General features: G+C 61.1%; 12 protein-coding genes and 2 pseudogenes. 2 read left to right on the top strand and 12 right to left on the bottom strand.

All coding sequences use genetic code 11. The annotated features are described in order from the left end of the window. Positions 1 to 2: 2 nt before the first annotated feature. The 9 genes and pseudogenes from K3819_RS11200 to K3819_RS11165 form a co-directional block, all read right to left on the bottom strand. The gene (locus K3819_RS11200; RefSeq protein ID WP_163974546.1) at positions 3 to 1,841 is read right to left on the bottom strand and encodes an amidohydrolase; all 1,839 of its coding nucleotides are present in this window, start codon (positions 1,839 to 1,841) and stop codon (positions 3 to 5) included. Positions 1,842 to 1,884: 43 nt separating this feature from the next. After that, positions 1,885 to 2,511 (bottom strand): antibiotic biosynthesis monooxygenase, encoded by a 627-nt coding sequence (locus K3819_RS11195; RefSeq protein ID WP_085612770.1) that lies wholly within the window; start codon positions 2,509 to 2,511, stop codon positions 1,885 to 1,887. Further along, positions 2,504 to 2,920 (bottom strand): DoxX family protein, encoded by a 417-nt coding sequence (locus K3819_RS11190; RefSeq protein ID WP_085612771.1) that lies wholly within the window; start codon positions 2,918 to 2,920, stop codon positions 2,504 to 2,506. Before K3819_RS11190 ends, K3819_RS11195 begins: the two co-directional genes overlap by 8 nt. Before the next feature lie 365 nt (positions 2,921 to 3,285). Continuing rightward, positions 3,286 to 4,569 (bottom strand): hypothetical protein, encoded by a 1,284-nt coding sequence (locus K3819_RS11185; RefSeq protein ID WP_085612772.1) that lies wholly within the window; start codon positions 4,567 to 4,569, stop codon positions 3,286 to 3,288. Between the two features lie 190 nt (positions 4,570 to 4,759). Next, a pseudogene (locus tag K3819_RS29420) lies at positions 4,760 to 4,882 on the bottom strand (DUF6124 family protein); the annotation flags it as partial. Between the two features lie 106 nt (positions 4,883 to 4,988). Beyond that, positions 4,989 to 5,843, bottom strand: coding sequence for an Ig-like domain-containing protein (locus K3819_RS11180; RefSeq protein ID WP_221399304.1), 855 nt, complete (start codon positions 5,841 to 5,843; stop codon positions 4,989 to 4,991). A gap of 195 nt (positions 5,844 to 6,038) precedes the next feature. Beyond that, a pseudogene (locus K3819_RS11175) lies at positions 6,039 to 6,257 on the bottom strand (DUF6124 family protein); the annotation flags it as partial. A gap of 289 nt (positions 6,258 to 6,546) precedes the next feature. Next, on the bottom strand, positions 6,547 to 7,470 hold the full coding sequence (locus tag K3819_RS11170) for a LysR family transcriptional regulator (RefSeq protein WP_011333412.1): 924 nt from the start codon (positions 7,468 to 7,470) through the stop codon (positions 6,547 to 6,549). A gap of 45 nt (positions 7,471 to 7,515) precedes the next feature. Beyond that, positions 7,516 to 8,499 carry an MBL fold metallo-hydrolase gene (locus K3819_RS11165; protein ID WP_221399303.1) on the bottom strand — a complete coding sequence of 328 codons (984 nt, stop codon included), beginning with the start codon at positions 8,497 to 8,499 and terminating at the stop codon, positions 7,516 to 7,518. Positions 8,500 to 8,747: 248 nt separating this feature from the next. On the opposite strand from K3819_RS11165, the gene K3819_RS11160 reads away from it, so the two are divergent. Continuing rightward, complete coding sequence (locus K3819_RS11160; RefSeq protein ID WP_064595111.1) at positions 8,748 to 9,149, top strand: helix-turn-helix domain-containing protein; 402 nt, start codon at positions 8,748 to 8,750, stop codon at positions 9,147 to 9,149. Between the two features lie 7 nt (positions 9,150 to 9,156). Here the strand turns inward: K3819_RS11160 and K3819_RS11155 are convergent, their stop codons facing one another. Then, a complete protein-coding gene (locus K3819_RS11155; RefSeq protein WP_039771521.1) occupies positions 9,157 to 9,726 on the bottom strand; it encodes a flavodoxin family protein in 570 nt (189 codons plus the stop codon). A gap of 333 nt (positions 9,727 to 10,059) precedes the next feature. On the opposite strand from K3819_RS11155, the gene K3819_RS11150 reads away from it, so the two are divergent. After that, positions 10,060 to 12,843, top strand: a complete 2,784-nt coding sequence (locus K3819_RS11150) for a winged helix-turn-helix domain-containing protein (RefSeq protein ID WP_221399302.1) — start codon at positions 10,060 to 10,062, stop codon at positions 12,841 to 12,843. On the opposite strand, the gene K3819_RS11145 is transcribed toward K3819_RS11150, so the two are convergent. Continuing rightward, positions 12,805 to 14,277: a winged helix-turn-helix domain-containing protein gene (locus K3819_RS11145; protein ID WP_221399301.1), complete on the bottom strand. Its 1,473-nt coding sequence runs from the start codon at positions 14,275 to 14,277 to the stop codon at positions 12,805 to 12,807. The two genes, K3819_RS11150 and K3819_RS11145, sit on opposite strands and share 39 nt — an antisense overlap. Before the next feature lie 90 nt (positions 14,278 to 14,367). Continuing rightward, complete coding sequence (locus tag K3819_RS11140; protein ID WP_221399300.1) at positions 14,368 to 15,318, bottom strand: GlxA family transcriptional regulator; 951 nt, start codon at positions 15,316 to 15,318, stop codon at positions 14,368 to 14,370. Between the last annotated feature and the right edge of the window lie 19 nt (positions 15,319 to 15,337).

The following is a 15,337-nucleotide window of genomic DNA, read 5'->3' as shown; positions in this document are numbered from 1 at the left end:
GATCAGAACGCGAAGCAGGAGCAGCCGAACGCGCCCCAGAAACCGGCGAAATCGCTGACCGGCGCATTCGACATCCGTGCTTTTTCATGGCTGTGGGTATGCACCGCGCACGGGCCGCTGCACTGGTGCACCTGGGCCTGCAATGGCGAGTTCGGGCGCCAGTGGCCAGGGACTTTCACCACCGGCGACCAGTCCGGCAGCACCGGCAGTGAACGTGGGCCGAGGTCTTCGAAGTCGCCAGCGGCGTACACAATCTTGCCGCCAACCACGGTCATGACCGACTCGATCCACTTGATCGCTTCTTCCTCGACACTGAAGAAGTCCGCGCTCAGCGCTGCCAGGTCCGCCAGTTGCCCGACCTTGATCTGGCCCTTCTTGCCCTGTTCGGACGAGAACCAGGCACTGCCATGGGTGAACAGTTCCAGCGCGGTGCTGCGTGGCAACCCTTCTTCGTACAGCGCCAGACCGCCAACGGTGCGACCGCTGACCATCCAGTACAGCGAAGTCCACGGGTTGTAGCTCGACACGCGGGTGGCATCGGTGCCCGCGCCGACCGGCACGCCTTCGGCGAGCATGCGTTTGATCGGCGGCGTGGCTTCGGCGGCTTGTTTGCCGTAACGGTCAACGAAGTATTCGCCCTGGAACGCCATGCGATCCTGAATCGCGATGCCGCCGCCCAGCGCTTTCACCCGCTCGATGTTCTGCGGGGTGATGGTTTCAGCGTGATCGAAGAACCACGGCAGACCGTTGAACGGAATGTCGCGGTTGACCTTCTCGAACACGTCGAGCATGCGGCTGATCGATTCGTTGTAAGTGGCGTGCAGACGGAACGGCCAGCGCTGTTCGACCAGGTGGCGCACCACCGGCTCCAGTTCCTGTTCCATGGTCTGCGGCAGGTCCGGGCGCGGTTCGAGGAAGTCTTCGAAGTCGGCTGCCGAAAACACCAGCATCTCGCCGGCGCCGTTGTGACGCAGGAAGTCATCACCCTGATGCAACTTGACGCTGCCGGTCCAGTTCTGGAAGTCGGTCAGCTCTTCTTTCGGCTTCTGGGTGAACAGGTTGTAGGCGATGCGCACGGTCAGCTGGTCGTCTTTGGCCAGTTGTTCGATCACCTGATAATCGTCCGGGTAGTTCTGGAAACCGCCGCCGGCATCGATGGCGCTGGTCAGGCCGAGGCGATTGAGTTCGCGCATGAACTGGCGGGTCGAGTTGACCTGATATTCCAGCGGCAGCTTCGGCCCCTTGGCCAGCGTCGAGTACAGAATCATCGCGTTCGGCCGCGCCACCAGCATGCCGGTCGGGTTGCCGTTGGCATCGCGCACGATCTCGCCGCCCGGCGGGTTCGGCGTGTCGCGGGTGTAGCCGGCCACGCGCAACGCGGCGCGGTTGAGCAACGCACGGTCATACAGGTGCAGGATGAACACCGGAGTGTCCGGTGCGGCCTGGTTGATTTCTTCGAGGGTCGGCATGCGTTTTTCGGCGAACTGGAATTCGTTCCAGCCACCGACCACGCGCACCCATTGCGGCGTTGGCGTGCGGTCGGCCTGATCCTTGAGCATGCGCAGCGCATCGGCCAGCGACGGCACACCTTCCCAGCGCAGTTCGAGGTTGTAGTTCAAGCCACCACGGATCAGGTGCAAGTGCGAGTCGTTGAGGCCGGGAATCACGCAGCGGCCCTTGAGGTCGACCACTTGAGTGCCGGCGCCCTTGAGGGCCATCGCCTCGGCATCGTTACCGACGGCGACGAAACGACCGTCCTTGATCGCCACGGCACTGGCGAGGGGTTTTTCGCGGTCTACCGTATGAAATTGGCCATTGAACAGAATCAGATCGGCGTTCATCGCAGTTCCTTCGAGATAAGTGAAACGGAGCGAACCCGCCGGCTCAGCGCGGCGGGTTGGCGTTGGATTCGAGGTGTTTGTGTGACTGACCGGCTTCCAGCCACGGCGCGAACAGACGGGTCACGGGCGGCATGAACACGTAGACCACCGACACCACGATGGTCAGGGTGATCAGGAACGTGGCGACCACGTAGTTGGAGAGAAAGGCATTGAGTTGCAGCAGCGGCCCCCAGATCAGCGGCACCAGCAAGGTGTGCGGCAGGATCACCAGCAGCGTCACTACAGCCTGCTTCCAGCGCGGTGGCGGTGAGCCGGCCTCGGCCAGCGGCGTGAACCAGAATTCGTTGGCCGCATTGACTTCGGTCTGGTCGCCGTCGGCGAGCATCGGCGCGGCTTCGTCGATCAGTTTCTGACGCTGCGGTGAGTCCAGCCAGCGCTGCATCGCCTCGGTCGAGCAATAACGCAGCACGCAGGTGAACAGTGCGAGCCCGCCCTGCTGGCTGCGCATCACGTCCACGCCCAAGTGCCCTTCTTCGCGCCCCGCCACGCTGACGATGTTGCGCAGCCAGGCTTCGTAAGGCGCTTCAAATCCGGCCTTGACCCGGTGCTTGACGATCAGCGTCACGGTTTCTTCGGGTCCCGGTTTTTTCAGGGTCTGGGCATCAGGCATAACGGAGTACTCCGGGCAAACGAACATTGAGCGCCAGCCGTCCGGGCCCGGCGATCAGAACAGTGGTGAAGAGGATCAACAGCAACCAGCCGAACTGCCCTTCGGCCACACTCCATTGCGGATGCACAAGCAGCAGCGCCACTAGCAGCACAAAGAGAATAGGCAAGCACGCCAGACGCGCCAGCACCCCGGCGACGATCAGCAGCGGACAGAGGACTTCGGCGAAGATCGCCAGAATCAAAGTGAGGTGGGTACCGAGGTGGAACGGATCTTCGATCAGTTGCAGCTGTGCGGTGAAGTCCAGCAGCTTGGGCAAGCCGTGGACGAACAGCAGAAACAGTCCGCTGGCGACCCGCAGGAACAGCAGGCCGAGATCTTGCGCCTGGTCATTGCGTTGTACAGCGTTCATGGGCCCACCCTTGATCAATCATTGCAGGCAATGGTGCAACGATTGACCGGGGGGAAATTGGATGGGTGTGCTCTCTTTGGCGTGTTCAGGGCCGGAACCGTGATCGTTCCCACGCACAGCCACCGCGAAACCGGGATTCAGAAAAAATCTGAGTCTGGTCTGGGGGTACTGGCGCGCCTTGATTGAGTCGGACGGTCAAATCCGGTCGCTGATTCATCAGTGACCCGGAAACGATAAGACCCGGCTACAAGGCGCACAAGCCGGCGGATTCTGGCGTACACGTAGGCAAAGGCGCAAGGTTGCGTGGCTTTGCGGACATAGCCTTAAACACTATTCAACAAGAGTGCCTGCTCCGTTCGAGCGCCCTAACCGTTCAATGGCCGAATACACATTGCCGTGGCTGTAGCAGCGCCCACTTGGGCGTACAACCCCGGCCCTTGATTCCCGCCATGACTACTTTGCGCATACCCGGCGATTTCCTGCCCGCTGCCTTGTGGCTGACATGACCACCAGCCCCAACCTTTTGCCCAACTGATGATGTTGCTTACGTGGTAAAACAGCGGGCAGTAACTTTGATAGTTGGGGTATTTGAAGACCATAAGGTTCCAGACTGCCGAAGTCAGTGGTGATCCGCCTATCGAGGACATCCAGGCGACCGCCGCAGGTACTGAAACTGTCGCGCCATTGTGGACCAGTTCAAAGACTTGACTGACTTCGACGGGATAGCTGGCCGTAGCGCCTGTCGCGTCCTGGATTTCAATCATGGTCACGCCGTTTGCCTTGCCCTGAACCTTGCCTGAACTATCGACCGTCGCAATGGCAGTGTTTTTTGAAACAAAGGTGTAAGGCGCAGTGCCATTGCTCGGCAACCGGCTCTGTGTGTTGCCGGGAAAATCCCGATGGCTGTCCGCCCATCCGTACCTTGAAAAAACGGCCATACCGTTGAGGATCATGGGCGTGCGATCAATCTCCAGCCTTTCGGTCCTGATCGTATAAACCGTTTCAGGGAACAGTGTGGCGGTACTTTCCTCGCCACTCTTGTCCATTGATACCTTGAATGTGAGTGTCAGCGTGGTGCCATTACCAAGATCTGCCAGATAGCCGTTACTGAGTGGCTTGATCCAGTAACCCTGACTGATCCACGTCGCATTGGTCTTGTGAGTTCCACCCTTCCAGAACGTCAGGTTATGCATCGTTCCGTCTGATTTGAAGCCCGTAAAGTTCAGCCAGACTTGTTGCCCCACTTCGATTCCCGGCCAGTCCCCCGCACGAAGCGTTGCGTCATTCGAACCCAACGCAACCAAGTCCAGCACGTTGTTGTTCGCCTCAGCCTCATCGACTTGTGGCGACTTCAATACACCGTTGACGGTGAACCGCAATTCGGAAGTAGGTAACGCACTGGCGTGCTCGCGCAATTCGAAGTGATGTGGTCCCGAAGCCAGGCTCAAGAACAGCTCGCGAAATGCACCAGAGCCATTAAATCCGCCTCCGCGTACAACGACACCGTTATCGAGTATCTGGTAGGTGCGAAAAGCCGTTCCATCGCTGCTGAACAGTTCAATGTCCGTGAATTGAATGTTATCGCCATCGTTGACGGGGGTTCCGCCGGGAAAACTCGTGGCGCCAAAGCTTGGTGACTGGATGTCCATGGAAAAGTCTCCTTCGTGGGGTTCGCGGCAACTGCTTGACCGGTGGATGTGCCATCGAACGCCAATCGAGAGGAGTGTCGCTACTGTCAACTTTGACAGTAGCGACGAGTGGTCAATGCCGTGGTTTGCCGAGGTGGCAGGTTTTGACCAGTCGCAAAAAAGGCCCGCAGGCCGTTTTATCGCTACCGGATCAACCAGCCGTATCAGCCGCCACGTCCAGGTTATCCAGCGCCCGATTCACGGCCAGTTCCCCCAACATGATCAATTGCGCAATCCCCAGCAGCACACGCCGATGCGAGCCGTCCACCAACCCCGTCAAATAAATGCGTCCCCTTTTCCACGTCCCCTTTTCCAGGGAGTAGTGCAATGGTTGATCGGAGGAGAAATTGGGTGGGTGTGCTCTTTTTGGGAAAACCCTGTCAGGTGGGGACGGAGGTGATGACTCTCATCCGCTGAGGGCTGCCCCATGGCCAATAGGACCCTCCTAAACTTGTGCCAGCCCATTGTCGAAACAACATGCCCAGTGGCTGGATCTGAGTAAATCGCTCACTTAGCGGATCTGGATAGAGACGGTTATCGAAGACATCGCGAGCCCAATTGGCCAAATGGGTGATCTGTAGAGTTTCAACGGTGCTATCAACATTGCCACCCACACTAACCGTCCACGTCCTTGCCTCATCGGCTGTTAACACCCCGTTATTGACAATAGTCTGGTAAACGTTGAATACCCGAACGATATAAAAAACGCTGCTGCCCGCGGCGTCCGTCACGGTGATGGTTACCGTACCGTTCCTGCGGGCGATCACCTTGCCATATCCGTCGACGGTAGCGACATCCTGATTACTTGAAGCGTATTGATAGGGGAGAACGCCACCGCTCGCAGGACGCGTCGCGCTGCTTTCATTCTGAGGGATGTAGAGCCAGCCATAGGAGTTGAAGAACGAGTGTTGGTCGAGGGTCATGGGGGTTGGATCAATCGTCAGCTCGGCCGTCACCTCCTTCACGTTCACCACCCACTGCGATATCGGCGACGCACTGGAATGTTCACGTACCTGGAAAAGATTCTCTCCAGGAACCAGGTTTTCCATATGCACTGTTTCCGCTCCGCTGGAGTTGAGCTGGAATGGCTTTGCATAGCCCATGTTGTGGACCATTTCCCACCCGCTATTGGGCGGCCCGTCATCGACGCTCAACAATACTTTTCTGGACGTAGTTTCTCCACCATCCTTGATTTCAGTTCCGCCAGGTGTTTCGCAGTAGTAGATCTTCGTCATGGCACATACTCCTTCACTGGATAAGCCTGTACAGCTTCAAGTGCAGCGGGCATGTGCCATCGAACGCCAATCGAGAGGAACGTCGCTACTGTCAACTTTGACAGTAGCGACGAATGGTCAATGCGGTGATTTGCCGAGGTGGCAGGTTTTGACCAGTTACAAAAACGGCCCGCAGGCCGTTTTATCAATACCGAATCAGGCAACCGGATCAGCCGCCACCTCAAGGGTATCCAGCACCCGATTCACCGCCAGCTCACCGAGCATAATCAACTGCGCAATCCCAGGCAGCACATGCCGATGCGAGCCGTCCACCAGCCCGGCGAAGTCATTGGCCATGACCTTGGCCGAGGTCAGGGTTTCGCAGGCGTCGGCCAGCAGTTCTTCGCTGTCGATGCCGGGGGCGATAAGGTGGCGGCCGTACGCGGGTTAGCAGACCAGGACTCTAGAACCCGGCGCACCGAAGTGCCCCACGCAAAGCCGCCATAACGTGAACGGTCAGGCGTGAGCCTGATCACGAACGAACGGCATTGTGCGTCTAGAGTAGATCCGGGCTGCTAAACCCGATCGCTGTTTTTCAGCGACCGGCAAACAATAGAATCCGCCCCCAAGGCGCACAAGCCGGCGGATTCTGGCGTACACGTAGGCAAAGGCGCAAGGCGTTGTGGCTTACCGGACGTAACCATAAACACCTTTCAACACCGCACTAAACCGCCGGAATATCCAGCGTCACCGACATGAACTGACTGATCCGCGAACGCAGCCATTTCTCCGCCGGATCGTTGTCATGCACCCCGCTCCACGCCATCGACAGTTGCGCCGCATCAATCGGGAACGGCGGATCTTCAGCCCGCAACGCACACCCTTCGACCAACGCACACGCAGCATAATCCGGCACGGTCGCGATCATCTCGGTGCCGGCCAGCAGCGCGCGCAAGCCGCTGAACTGCGGCACACCGAGCACCACGCGGCGGCTGCGGCCGACCTTGGCCAGGTCCATATCGATATTGCCACTCAGGTCTCCGGAGAACGACACCATCGCGTGCGGGCGCTCGCAATACTCGTCAAGCGTGAGCGGGCCCGGACGATTGTCGCCACGCAGGACCTTGCAGGGAATGTCGCGCAGTTTCTTGCGCTTGGCGTTGGCCGGCAGATCGGTGGTGTAGCTCACGCCGACAGAAATTTCTCCCGATGCCAGCAACCCCGGCATCAGCAGGTAATTGGCGCGACGTACCACCACGACAATCCCCGGCGCCTCTTCCTGCAACTGGCGCAGCAGCGGTGGAAACAGACCGAATTCGGCATCGTCCGACAAGCCGATGCGAAACACGTCGCAACTGGTCGCCGGATCGAACTCCTTGGCCCGGCTGACCGCGCCGGAAATCACGTCCATCGCCGGTTGCAGTTCCTGGAGAATCGCCAGCGCCCGCGCCGTCGGCTCCATGCCCCGGCCATTGCGCAGCAACAGCGGATCATCGAACAGATCGCGCAGACGCCCCAGCGCCGCGCTCACCGCCGGTTGACCCATGAACAGTTTTTCAGCGACGCGGGTCAGGTTCTTTTCGAACATCAGCGCTTCGAAAATCACCAGCAGGTTCATGTCGACGCGACGCAGATCGTTACGGTTCATGGGGCACGTTTTCCTTGTTTGAGCCTGACGTGGGAGCTGCGCACTTTACTCGATCAGCGGCACTTTGGCCGCGCGTTTGTAGGGGCCGTATTCAACCGGTACCCACTGGAAGTGCTTGTCGACCGCCGTGATGTGGCCAATGCCCGGAAACGGCAAGTGCGCAGCCGTGACCCAGGTCTTGCTGGCCGCCGCTGCACTGAACACGGCGTTACGACTCTTGATCGCTTGCTGACCGTTGACGTCGAAGCGGATCGACACGTCAGGATGATCGAACTGCACCGCCAGGTTGTGCACCAGGTCGCCCATGAACACGATGCTCTGGTTCTGCGAAGTGAAGCGGTAGGTGGTGCTGCCCGGCGTGTGCCCGGCTTCCAGTGTCGCTTCGACCACACCCGGCAAAGGCGACTGGCCCTCTGCGAACGTTTTGAAGCGCCCGGCCGCCACGTAAGGCGCAGTGGAGTCCTGGGCGATCTTGAAAAACTCCCGGGCACCGGCTGGCGCCTTGGCCTCGGCCTGCGGATCGAGCCAATAATCGGCTTCGGCCTTGGCGGCGTAAACCGTGGCCTTGGCAAAGATCGGCCGTTGCTGGCCGTCAACCAGCCCACAGACGTGATCCAGGTGCAGGTGCGTAAGCAGAATCGCGTCGACCTGCTCAGGCTTGTAACCCGCTGCCTGCATGTTCGCCGAGAGCTGGCCGGCAGTGGCGCCGATGCACTGGCCCGCGCCGGTATCCACCAGAATCAATTGTTTGCCGGTGTTGACCAGGAACGCATTGAACGCAGTCTGCACGCCCGGCGTTTCAATCGAGCGACGGGCCAGCAGCGCGCGAATCTGGCTTTGGCTCATGCCCTGCAGCAGCTTCGGCGACAAGTCGTTGTAGCCGTCGAACAACGCCGTCACCTCGTAATCGCCCAGTGCCAGCCGGAAATAACCCGGCGCCTGCGTGCCGACCTGCGGTGCCTGCGCCATGGCGCTGGACATCACACCGACCACCGCCATGCCGATTACGCCGTTGAACAAACCTTTCATATGCATCCTCTCGCCCGAGCCCGATTCTGCGGCCCCTTATGGCCCGCCCCCAATCTTCGCCATCCTGCCCGGTTCCCGTCATGGCCACTTGCAACGGTGTGCTGAGTTGCAGCCGACAGTGGAATTAACAACGTTTAACTCGTCAGCACTCGCCCTTCACCAAACAATGAATCCCTCTGCGCAGCGTTGTTTTTTTGACCTGAGGGAAAGCGCTGACCGTGCGTTCCCCCCCGACACGGACCTAGGCCATGGCTCACTTACAGCAAACCGTCGCCCGCGCCCCTGCCAGCGAACCCCGCAAGACCAGCACCGGCGGCCTCAGCCCGCAACGGGAACGCCTGGTGAAACAACTGATCCTCGAACGCCTCGGCGACAGCCTTGAAGTCACCGAGCTGGCCAGCGCCTGCTCACTGTCACGCAGTCATTTTTCCCGGGCGTTCAAGTGCAGCACCGGGTACTCGCCGCAAGACTGGATCCGTACCCAGCGCATTGCCCGTGCCAAGCTGTTGATCCAGCAGACCAACCACAGCCTCACGCAGATCAGCCTGGAATGCGGCTTCTGCGATCAGGCGCACTTCTGCCACATCTTCACCCGCAGCGAAGGGATCAATCCGTTTGCGTGGCGTTGTCAGGTCATGAAAAACCGCTGAAGCGGTTTCATCCGCGAGCCATCCGCTGCGCCAGTCGCGCCACCCGCTCGCCCAGGTGCGCGGCGGTTTGTTGGTCTTCCAAGGGAGGTGCCTGTTCGGGCGGTTGTTCGACACAGGATTGGGACATCGCACCGAGGGAGCTGCCGAGGCGATTCAATTGGCCGTCGAACACACCTTCGCACGCACGCGCCGGCAACAGATCGAGCCCGACCCAGATCATCGAATGCTGAGCCGCAAACACCGCCATTTGCAGCAAAGTATTGAGCTTGTCGCCGCACAGGCTGCCGGAATTGGTGAAGCCCGCTGCGAGCTTGTCGCGCCACGGCCGGGCGAGATAGAACGAGGCCGTGGCCTCCATGAATTGCTTGAACGCCGCCGACGCGCTGCCCATGTAGGTCGGCGCGCCGAAAATGATGGCGTCGGCGCGGTGCAAGTCATCCCAGTGGGCTTCCACGTCTTCCACGGCCAGCAACAGGCAGGTGCTGCCCAGGTGGCGTTCCACACCTTGGGCCACAGCCTGGGCAATGACGCGGGTATGCCCGTAGCCACTGTGATAGACCACCACTACCTTGCTCATCGCAGCGTCCTCCGGACGTATGCATTCCTTTGCCCCGGAGTTTTGGCTCTGAAGCGGGCGCGGACGAGTTAATCGTTGTTAATTTTTCCCGGCTGTCGGGCAAACCGCCACGGGTTCCGGCCCTTGAATACAGTGGTGACGGTACTGAATGCCGAGCGATGCGAAGGCCCAAGCCTTGCGCGCAAGTTGCGCTGGCGCCAAATCCTGAGGAATATGCCCGGATACTGCGGATCAGACGGCTTGCATGCCCCTCAAGTCGCCATCCGCCCTGCCCGTCACGGACTCTTCACCGAGGCGGACCAGGATCATAAAAAACGTCGAAGGAGTGAGCGGTTGAGTCTTTCCCCGAATCAGGCCATCGGTTTCGGCCCCTATCGGATCCACCCCGGCCAGCGGCTGGTGCTTGAAGGCGACCAGCCTTTGCGCCTGGGCCGCCGCGCCATGGACATTCTGCTGATCCTGCTGGCCCACGCCGGCGAGGTGGTGAGCAAGCAGCAGTTGATCGCCGGGGTCTGGCCGGACAGCGTGGTGGAAGACATCAACCTGCGGGTGCACATGGCCGCACTGCGCAAGGCGCTCGGTGACGGTCAGGCCGGGCAGCGCTACATCGTCACCGTGGCGCAGCGTGGTTACAGTTTCGTCGCGCCGGTCGTGCTGCAATCCATCGAACAACGCCCCGCCGCCCACCTCGGTCGACATAACCTGCCATTGCGGCGCACGCGGATGATCGGGCGCCAGTCGGTGGTCGACAGCCTGATGACGCAACTGCCGCGCCAGCGCTGCATCACCCTGGTCGGCCCCGGCGGCATCGGCAAGACCACCGTGGCCCTGCGTGTCGCCGAACAGTTGATCGGCCGTTATCGCGACGGTATTCGGTTGCTGGATCTGGCACCGCTCAACGATCCCCGCTCGATCTGCTCGCACCTCGCCACCCTGCTGGATCTTTCGCTGCATGACAGCGAGCCGATGGCGTGCCTGATCAGCAGCCTGCGCGAGCGGCAGATGCTGCTGGTGATCGATAACTGCGAGCACTTGATCGACGCCGTCGCGCTGCTCAGTGAAAGCATTCTGCGTGGCGCGCCGCAGGTACATATTCTGGCCACCAGCCGCGAAAGCCTGCGCGCCGAGGGCGAGTATGTGCAACGTCTGGAATCTCTCGATTGTCCGCCACCGATTGCGGTGCTCGACCGCGATCAGGCGATGGGATTTTCGGCGCTGCAGTTGTTCGTCGAACGGGCGATGGCGGCCCACGAACACTTTGAGCCGGGCAACGCCGACCTGCCCTTGATCATCGACATCTGTCGGCGGCTGGACGGCATCCCCCTGGCACTGGAACTGGCCGCTGCGCAGGTGGCGGGTCTTGGGCTGGAGGGTTTGCTGAGCCAGCTTCAGGGACGTTTGCCGGCGGGCCATCAGACTCACCTCGGCCGGCATGAAACCCTGCGCGCTACGCTGGACTGGAGCTTCAACCTGCTCAACGCCTGCGAACAGACCGGGCTGCGCCGACTCGGCGTGTTCCGTGGCGCGTTCACGCTGGAATCTGCCGCGGCGGTTATCGTCGGTCAGCACATCGAATCGAACGAAGTGTTTGCCTCGATCACGCAACTGGTCGCCAAGTCGCTGCTCAACGTCGAAGTCGGCGATGAAGAGGTGTTCTATCGTCTGCTCGACACCACTCGCCGCTATGCGCTGGAAAAACTCGACCAGGCCGCCGAACTCGGCGAAACCCGCGAACGCCATGCCGAACGCAGCCTGGCGCTGATGCATCAGGCTCAGGCCGATTGGGAGAACACGGCGACCGACGTCTGGATCGAGCGTTACGCCCGTGGCCTTGAAGACCTGCGCGCGGCGCTTGAGTGGACGCTGAATGACGAAGGCTCGCGCGCGCTCGGCGTAAGCCTGACGGCGACCTCGGCACCGTTGTGGCAGGAACTGTCCCTGCTCAAGGAGTACGGCGTTCATGTGCGTCGGGCACTGGCGTTGCTGGCGTCATCCGACGAGCCCTGCCCGCGCCTGGAAATCGCCTTGAAACTGGCCCTCGGCAGCGCCTGCTACCACACCTGGGGCGGCACACCGGAAACCATCGAAGCCTTCGTCAGCGCTCGCCAGTTGGCGCAACGGCACGATGACATGGCCGGCCAGTTGCGCGCGGTGTCGGGGCACATGGCGGTCAATCTCAGTTGCGGGCATTACCAGATGGCGCTGGAGCAGAGCGAGCAATTCGAAAGCCTCGGGGTGCACGGCGATGCGCAGCTGTCCCTGAGTACCCACCGCTTGCGGGTGCTCGCGCTGCATTACGCCGGCGATCAGCATCAGGCGCGAATCCACGCCGAACAGGTCATTCAGCGCATGGCCCACAGCGGCCACCTCAACCGCTTCACTCACGGTTTCGGCGTGCAATACGACCAGAGCGTCGCCTCGCTGACCGTCCTCGCCCGGGTGTTGTGGTTGCAAGGTTTTCCCGAGCGGGCCTGGCGCACGGCGCGGCAGGCACTGGACATCGCGGTGCAGATCAACCACGGCACCTCGATCTGCTACACCCTGGCACTCGCCTCGTGCCTGATCGCCCATTACAACGGCGACGTTCAGAACGCCCGCGCGTTGCTGCAACTGCTGCTCGAACAGGCGCAGAAGCATTCGGTGCTGCTGTTCTACACCTGGGCGCGGCACTACGCGCAGGTGATCGACGCCGACAAGGCCCCCGCCATCCCGCCGGCCGACAGCGGTCTGGTCAGGGAAATCATGGTCACGCTGGATCCGGGTTTCGTTGATGATGCGTTGCTCGAACGAGCACAAAGTGGTGCGGCGGGCTGGAGTACTGCGGAGATCTTGCGGGCTCGCGCCGAGCGATTGCTGGCAGCTGAATCGCCCTGCCATCACACGGTCGAAAGCGCCTTGCAGCAATCGCTTGAGATTGCGCGGACACAAGGCGCCCTGGCTTGGGAACTGCGCAGCGCGACTTCGCTGGCGCAGTTGTGGCAACGCCAGTCGCGTTATCGTGAGGCGCTCCAATTGCTGACACCGATCTATCAGCGCTTCACCGAAGGTTATGCCACCCCGGATTTGCGCAAGGTACGTCTACTGCTCGACGAACTGCGCGCTCAGTCGGCCGCTTGAGGCCGGTCGGGTGCGGCCCAGGTAGCGCGCGTGCCGACGCTCGACATCACTCAGTTCGCCGCCCTGCTCCAGCTGTTCGCGGGCATAGCGGCGCGTGGTGTTGAGCATTCGATAGCGCAGCGTTCCGCTGGATCGGTCCGATGTCAGTAACGATTTGACCGCCAACTGCTCAACCACGGCCACCAGCGTCGAGGGTGGCAGTTGCGCGCAACTGATCACGCCGATGGCGGCGTCGAGAGTGAAAGCCATCTTGAACACCGACAAGCGTTGCAGCACGCGTTGTTCGTGCTCGCTCAAGCGCTGATAGCTCCAGTCCAGCGCGGCTTTCATCGACTGATGGCGTGGCACGGCGGTGCGGCGACCGTGACTCAGGGCTTGCAGGCCTTGATCCAGTTGCGTCTGAAGGCCGACCAGCGCCAAGGCATCGATCTGTGCCGCTGCCAGTTCGATCGCCAGCGGCAGACCGTCGAGCCGCCGACAGATATCGCGCAGCGTTTCCAGATCCTGTCCACGCAGACTGAAGCCGTGTTGACGCGCGCGAGCGCGACTGACAAACAGCTGCACCGCCGAATAACCCATGACTTCATCGACACTGTTGAGCGCCGAGGCTTTGGGAAGGGTCAGGGGCGACAGTGGCTGGAGGACTTCCAGACCCAGGTTCAACGGTTCTCGGCTGGTGGCAAGAATCGACAGACGGGGCGCAGCGTCGAGCAATGTTTGCAACAGGTTCCGGCAGGCTGCGTGCAGGTGTTCGCAATTGTCCAGCACCAGCAAGGCGTGGCGCGCCGCCAATGTGGGGAAATCAGTGCCGAGGGTTTTGAGCAGGTGATCGAGGAGCGGGATGTCATCGCCGACCCGCGACAGATCCACCTGCCACACGCCGTCACGGAAATGTTGCAGCAACAGCTCCGCTGCGCGCAGTGCCACGGTGCTTTTGCCGACACCGGCAGGCCCCGTCACCGTCATGAGCCGGGACAGCGGCAGTTGCCGCACCAGACCGCCGACCAGTGAATCGCGCCCGGTGACCGGCGACAGTCGTGCGGGCAAATTGTGTTGGGGCGCTTGCAGGTTTTCGAACACCACGTGGGCGGCGCTGTCGCCCTGCACCGGTGCCACGAAGCTGTACCCGCGTTGCGGCACATTGACGATGTAGCGCTGGCCTTTTTCGCCGTCGCCAAGGGCCCGGCGCAGCGCGGCGATGTGCACCCGCAGGTTGATCTCCTCGACCACCGAGGTCGGCCACACCAGCGCGATCAATTGCTCTTTGCTGACCACTTGGCCGGCGCGCTCGACCAGCACTTGCAGAATGTCCAGCGCACGCCCGCCCATGCGCAATTGCCGATCCCCTTCGAGGATCAGCCGCTGGCGCAAATGGAACGCGTACGGCCCGAAACGCAGGACCGACGCCGAGTTCAATTCGTCGAGGCTGTTCATGTCCGTTATCTTCGCAGGCCTCGATGACGGTACAACCACCACGCGGGGTCCAGCACGGACATCCGGATGCCCGTAACGGACAGAACCGCTCTAGCTGAACTGTTCGCGATACTGCGTGGGGGTCAGCCCGAGCTTTTCGCCGAACAGAAACCGCATGTGCCGCACGCTGCCGAAACCGCTTTTGTAGGCCACGGTTTTCAGCGGCAGATCGCTGGTTTCCAGCAGATTTCGCGCGCAATCGATGCGCGCGCTTTGCAGGAATTCCATGGGCGTCATGTTGACCTCGCGAGCGAACACCCGGGCAAAATGCCGTGCACTCATGTTCGCAAGCCCTGCCATGCGCTCGACGGTGAAAGCTTCCTCCAGGTGTTCCAGCACATGATTCTGCACCCGGGTAATCGGCGTTTCCTGGGGCGCCACCGCTGCCATCAACGGGCTGAACTGCGCTTGCCCGCCCTGGCGCTTCATGACAACCAGCAGCACCTTGGCCACGTCCTGGGCAATCTTTTTGCCATGATCGCGAGCGACCACCGCCAATGCCATATCGATACCGGCCGTGACACCTCCGGAGGTGATCAGGTTGCGATCCTCAATAAAAATCTGGTCGGTCGCGACGTTTGCCTTCGGAAAGCCCTTGATCAAGCGTTCGGTGTAATTCCAGTGGGTAGTCACACGATAGCCATCGAGCAACCCGGCATGGCCAAGCACGAAAGCGCCGGTACAGATCGAACCGTACTGCCCGGCACGCGTCACCGCACCTTGCAGCCAGGCGAGCAGCGGCGGGTGTTTTTCGTTGTAGGCGCCGGGGCCGCCCGGCACCAGCAGCAAGTCATAGCGCTCATCGGCGTCGTCGATATGCCGATCGGTGTGTACGAGAACACCGTTGGACGCACGCAACGGCCCGCGCTCGGTGCCCAGGGTGGTCAGGTGATAGTGGTCTTGCGGTTTCAGGTAGCGGTTGGCAACCGAAAAGACTTCCAGCGGCCCGGCCATGTCGAGCAGCAGAAAATCCGGAAACAGCACCATTGCCACGGTCTTCATGTGGGCATCACCAAAATCC

Origin of the sequence: Pseudomonas sp. 3-2 (assembly GCF_019710535.1) — a bacterium.
Taxonomy (GTDB): domain Bacteria; phylum Pseudomonadota; class Gammaproteobacteria; order Pseudomonadales; family Pseudomonadaceae; genus Aquipseudomonas; species Aquipseudomonas pharyngis.
Note: the sequence above shows the minus strand (reverse complement) of the source record. Positions and strands in the feature narration are given on the sequence as shown.

Excerpts from the sequence above, each read along its gene's own strand:
- K3819_RS11200 (WP_163974546.1), bottom strand. The coding sequence starts at position 1,841 with ATGAACGCCGATCTGATTCTGTTCAATGGCCAATTTCATACGGTAGAC.
- K3819_RS11195 (WP_085612770.1), bottom strand. The coding sequence starts at position 2,511 with ATGCCTGATGCCCAGACCCTGAAAAAACCGGGACCCGAAGAAACCGTG.
- K3819_RS11190 (WP_085612771.1), bottom strand. The coding sequence starts at position 2,920 with ATGAACGCTGTACAACGCAATGACCAGGCGCAAGATCTCGGCCTGCTG.
- K3819_RS11185 (WP_085612772.1), bottom strand. The coding sequence starts at position 4,569 with ATGGACATCCAGTCACCAAGCTTTGGCGCCACGAGTTTTCCCGGCGGA.
- K3819_RS11180 (WP_221399304.1), bottom strand. The coding sequence starts at position 5,843 with ATGACGAAGATCTACTACTGCGAAACACCTGGCGGAACTGAAATCAAG.
- K3819_RS11170 (WP_011333412.1), bottom strand. The coding sequence starts at position 7,470 with ATGAACCGTAACGATCTGCGTCGCGTCGACATGAACCTGCTGGTGATT.
- K3819_RS11165 (WP_221399303.1), bottom strand. The coding sequence starts at position 8,499 with ATGAAAGGTTTGTTCAACGGCGTAATCGGCATGGCGGTGGTCGGTGTG.
- K3819_RS11160 (WP_064595111.1), top strand. The coding sequence starts at position 8,748 with ATGGCTCACTTACAGCAAACCGTCGCCCGCGCCCCTGCCAGCGAACCC.
- K3819_RS11155 (WP_039771521.1), bottom strand. The coding sequence starts at position 9,726 with ATGAGCAAGGTAGTGGTGGTCTATCACAGTGGCTACGGGCATACCCGC.
- K3819_RS11145 (WP_221399301.1), bottom strand. The coding sequence starts at position 14,277 with ATGAACAGCCTCGACGAATTGAACTCGGCGTCGGTCCTGCGTTTCGGG.
- K3819_RS11140 (WP_221399300.1), bottom strand. The coding sequence starts at position 15,318 with ATGAAGACCGTGGCAATGGTGCTGTTTCCGGATTTTCTGCTGCTCGAC.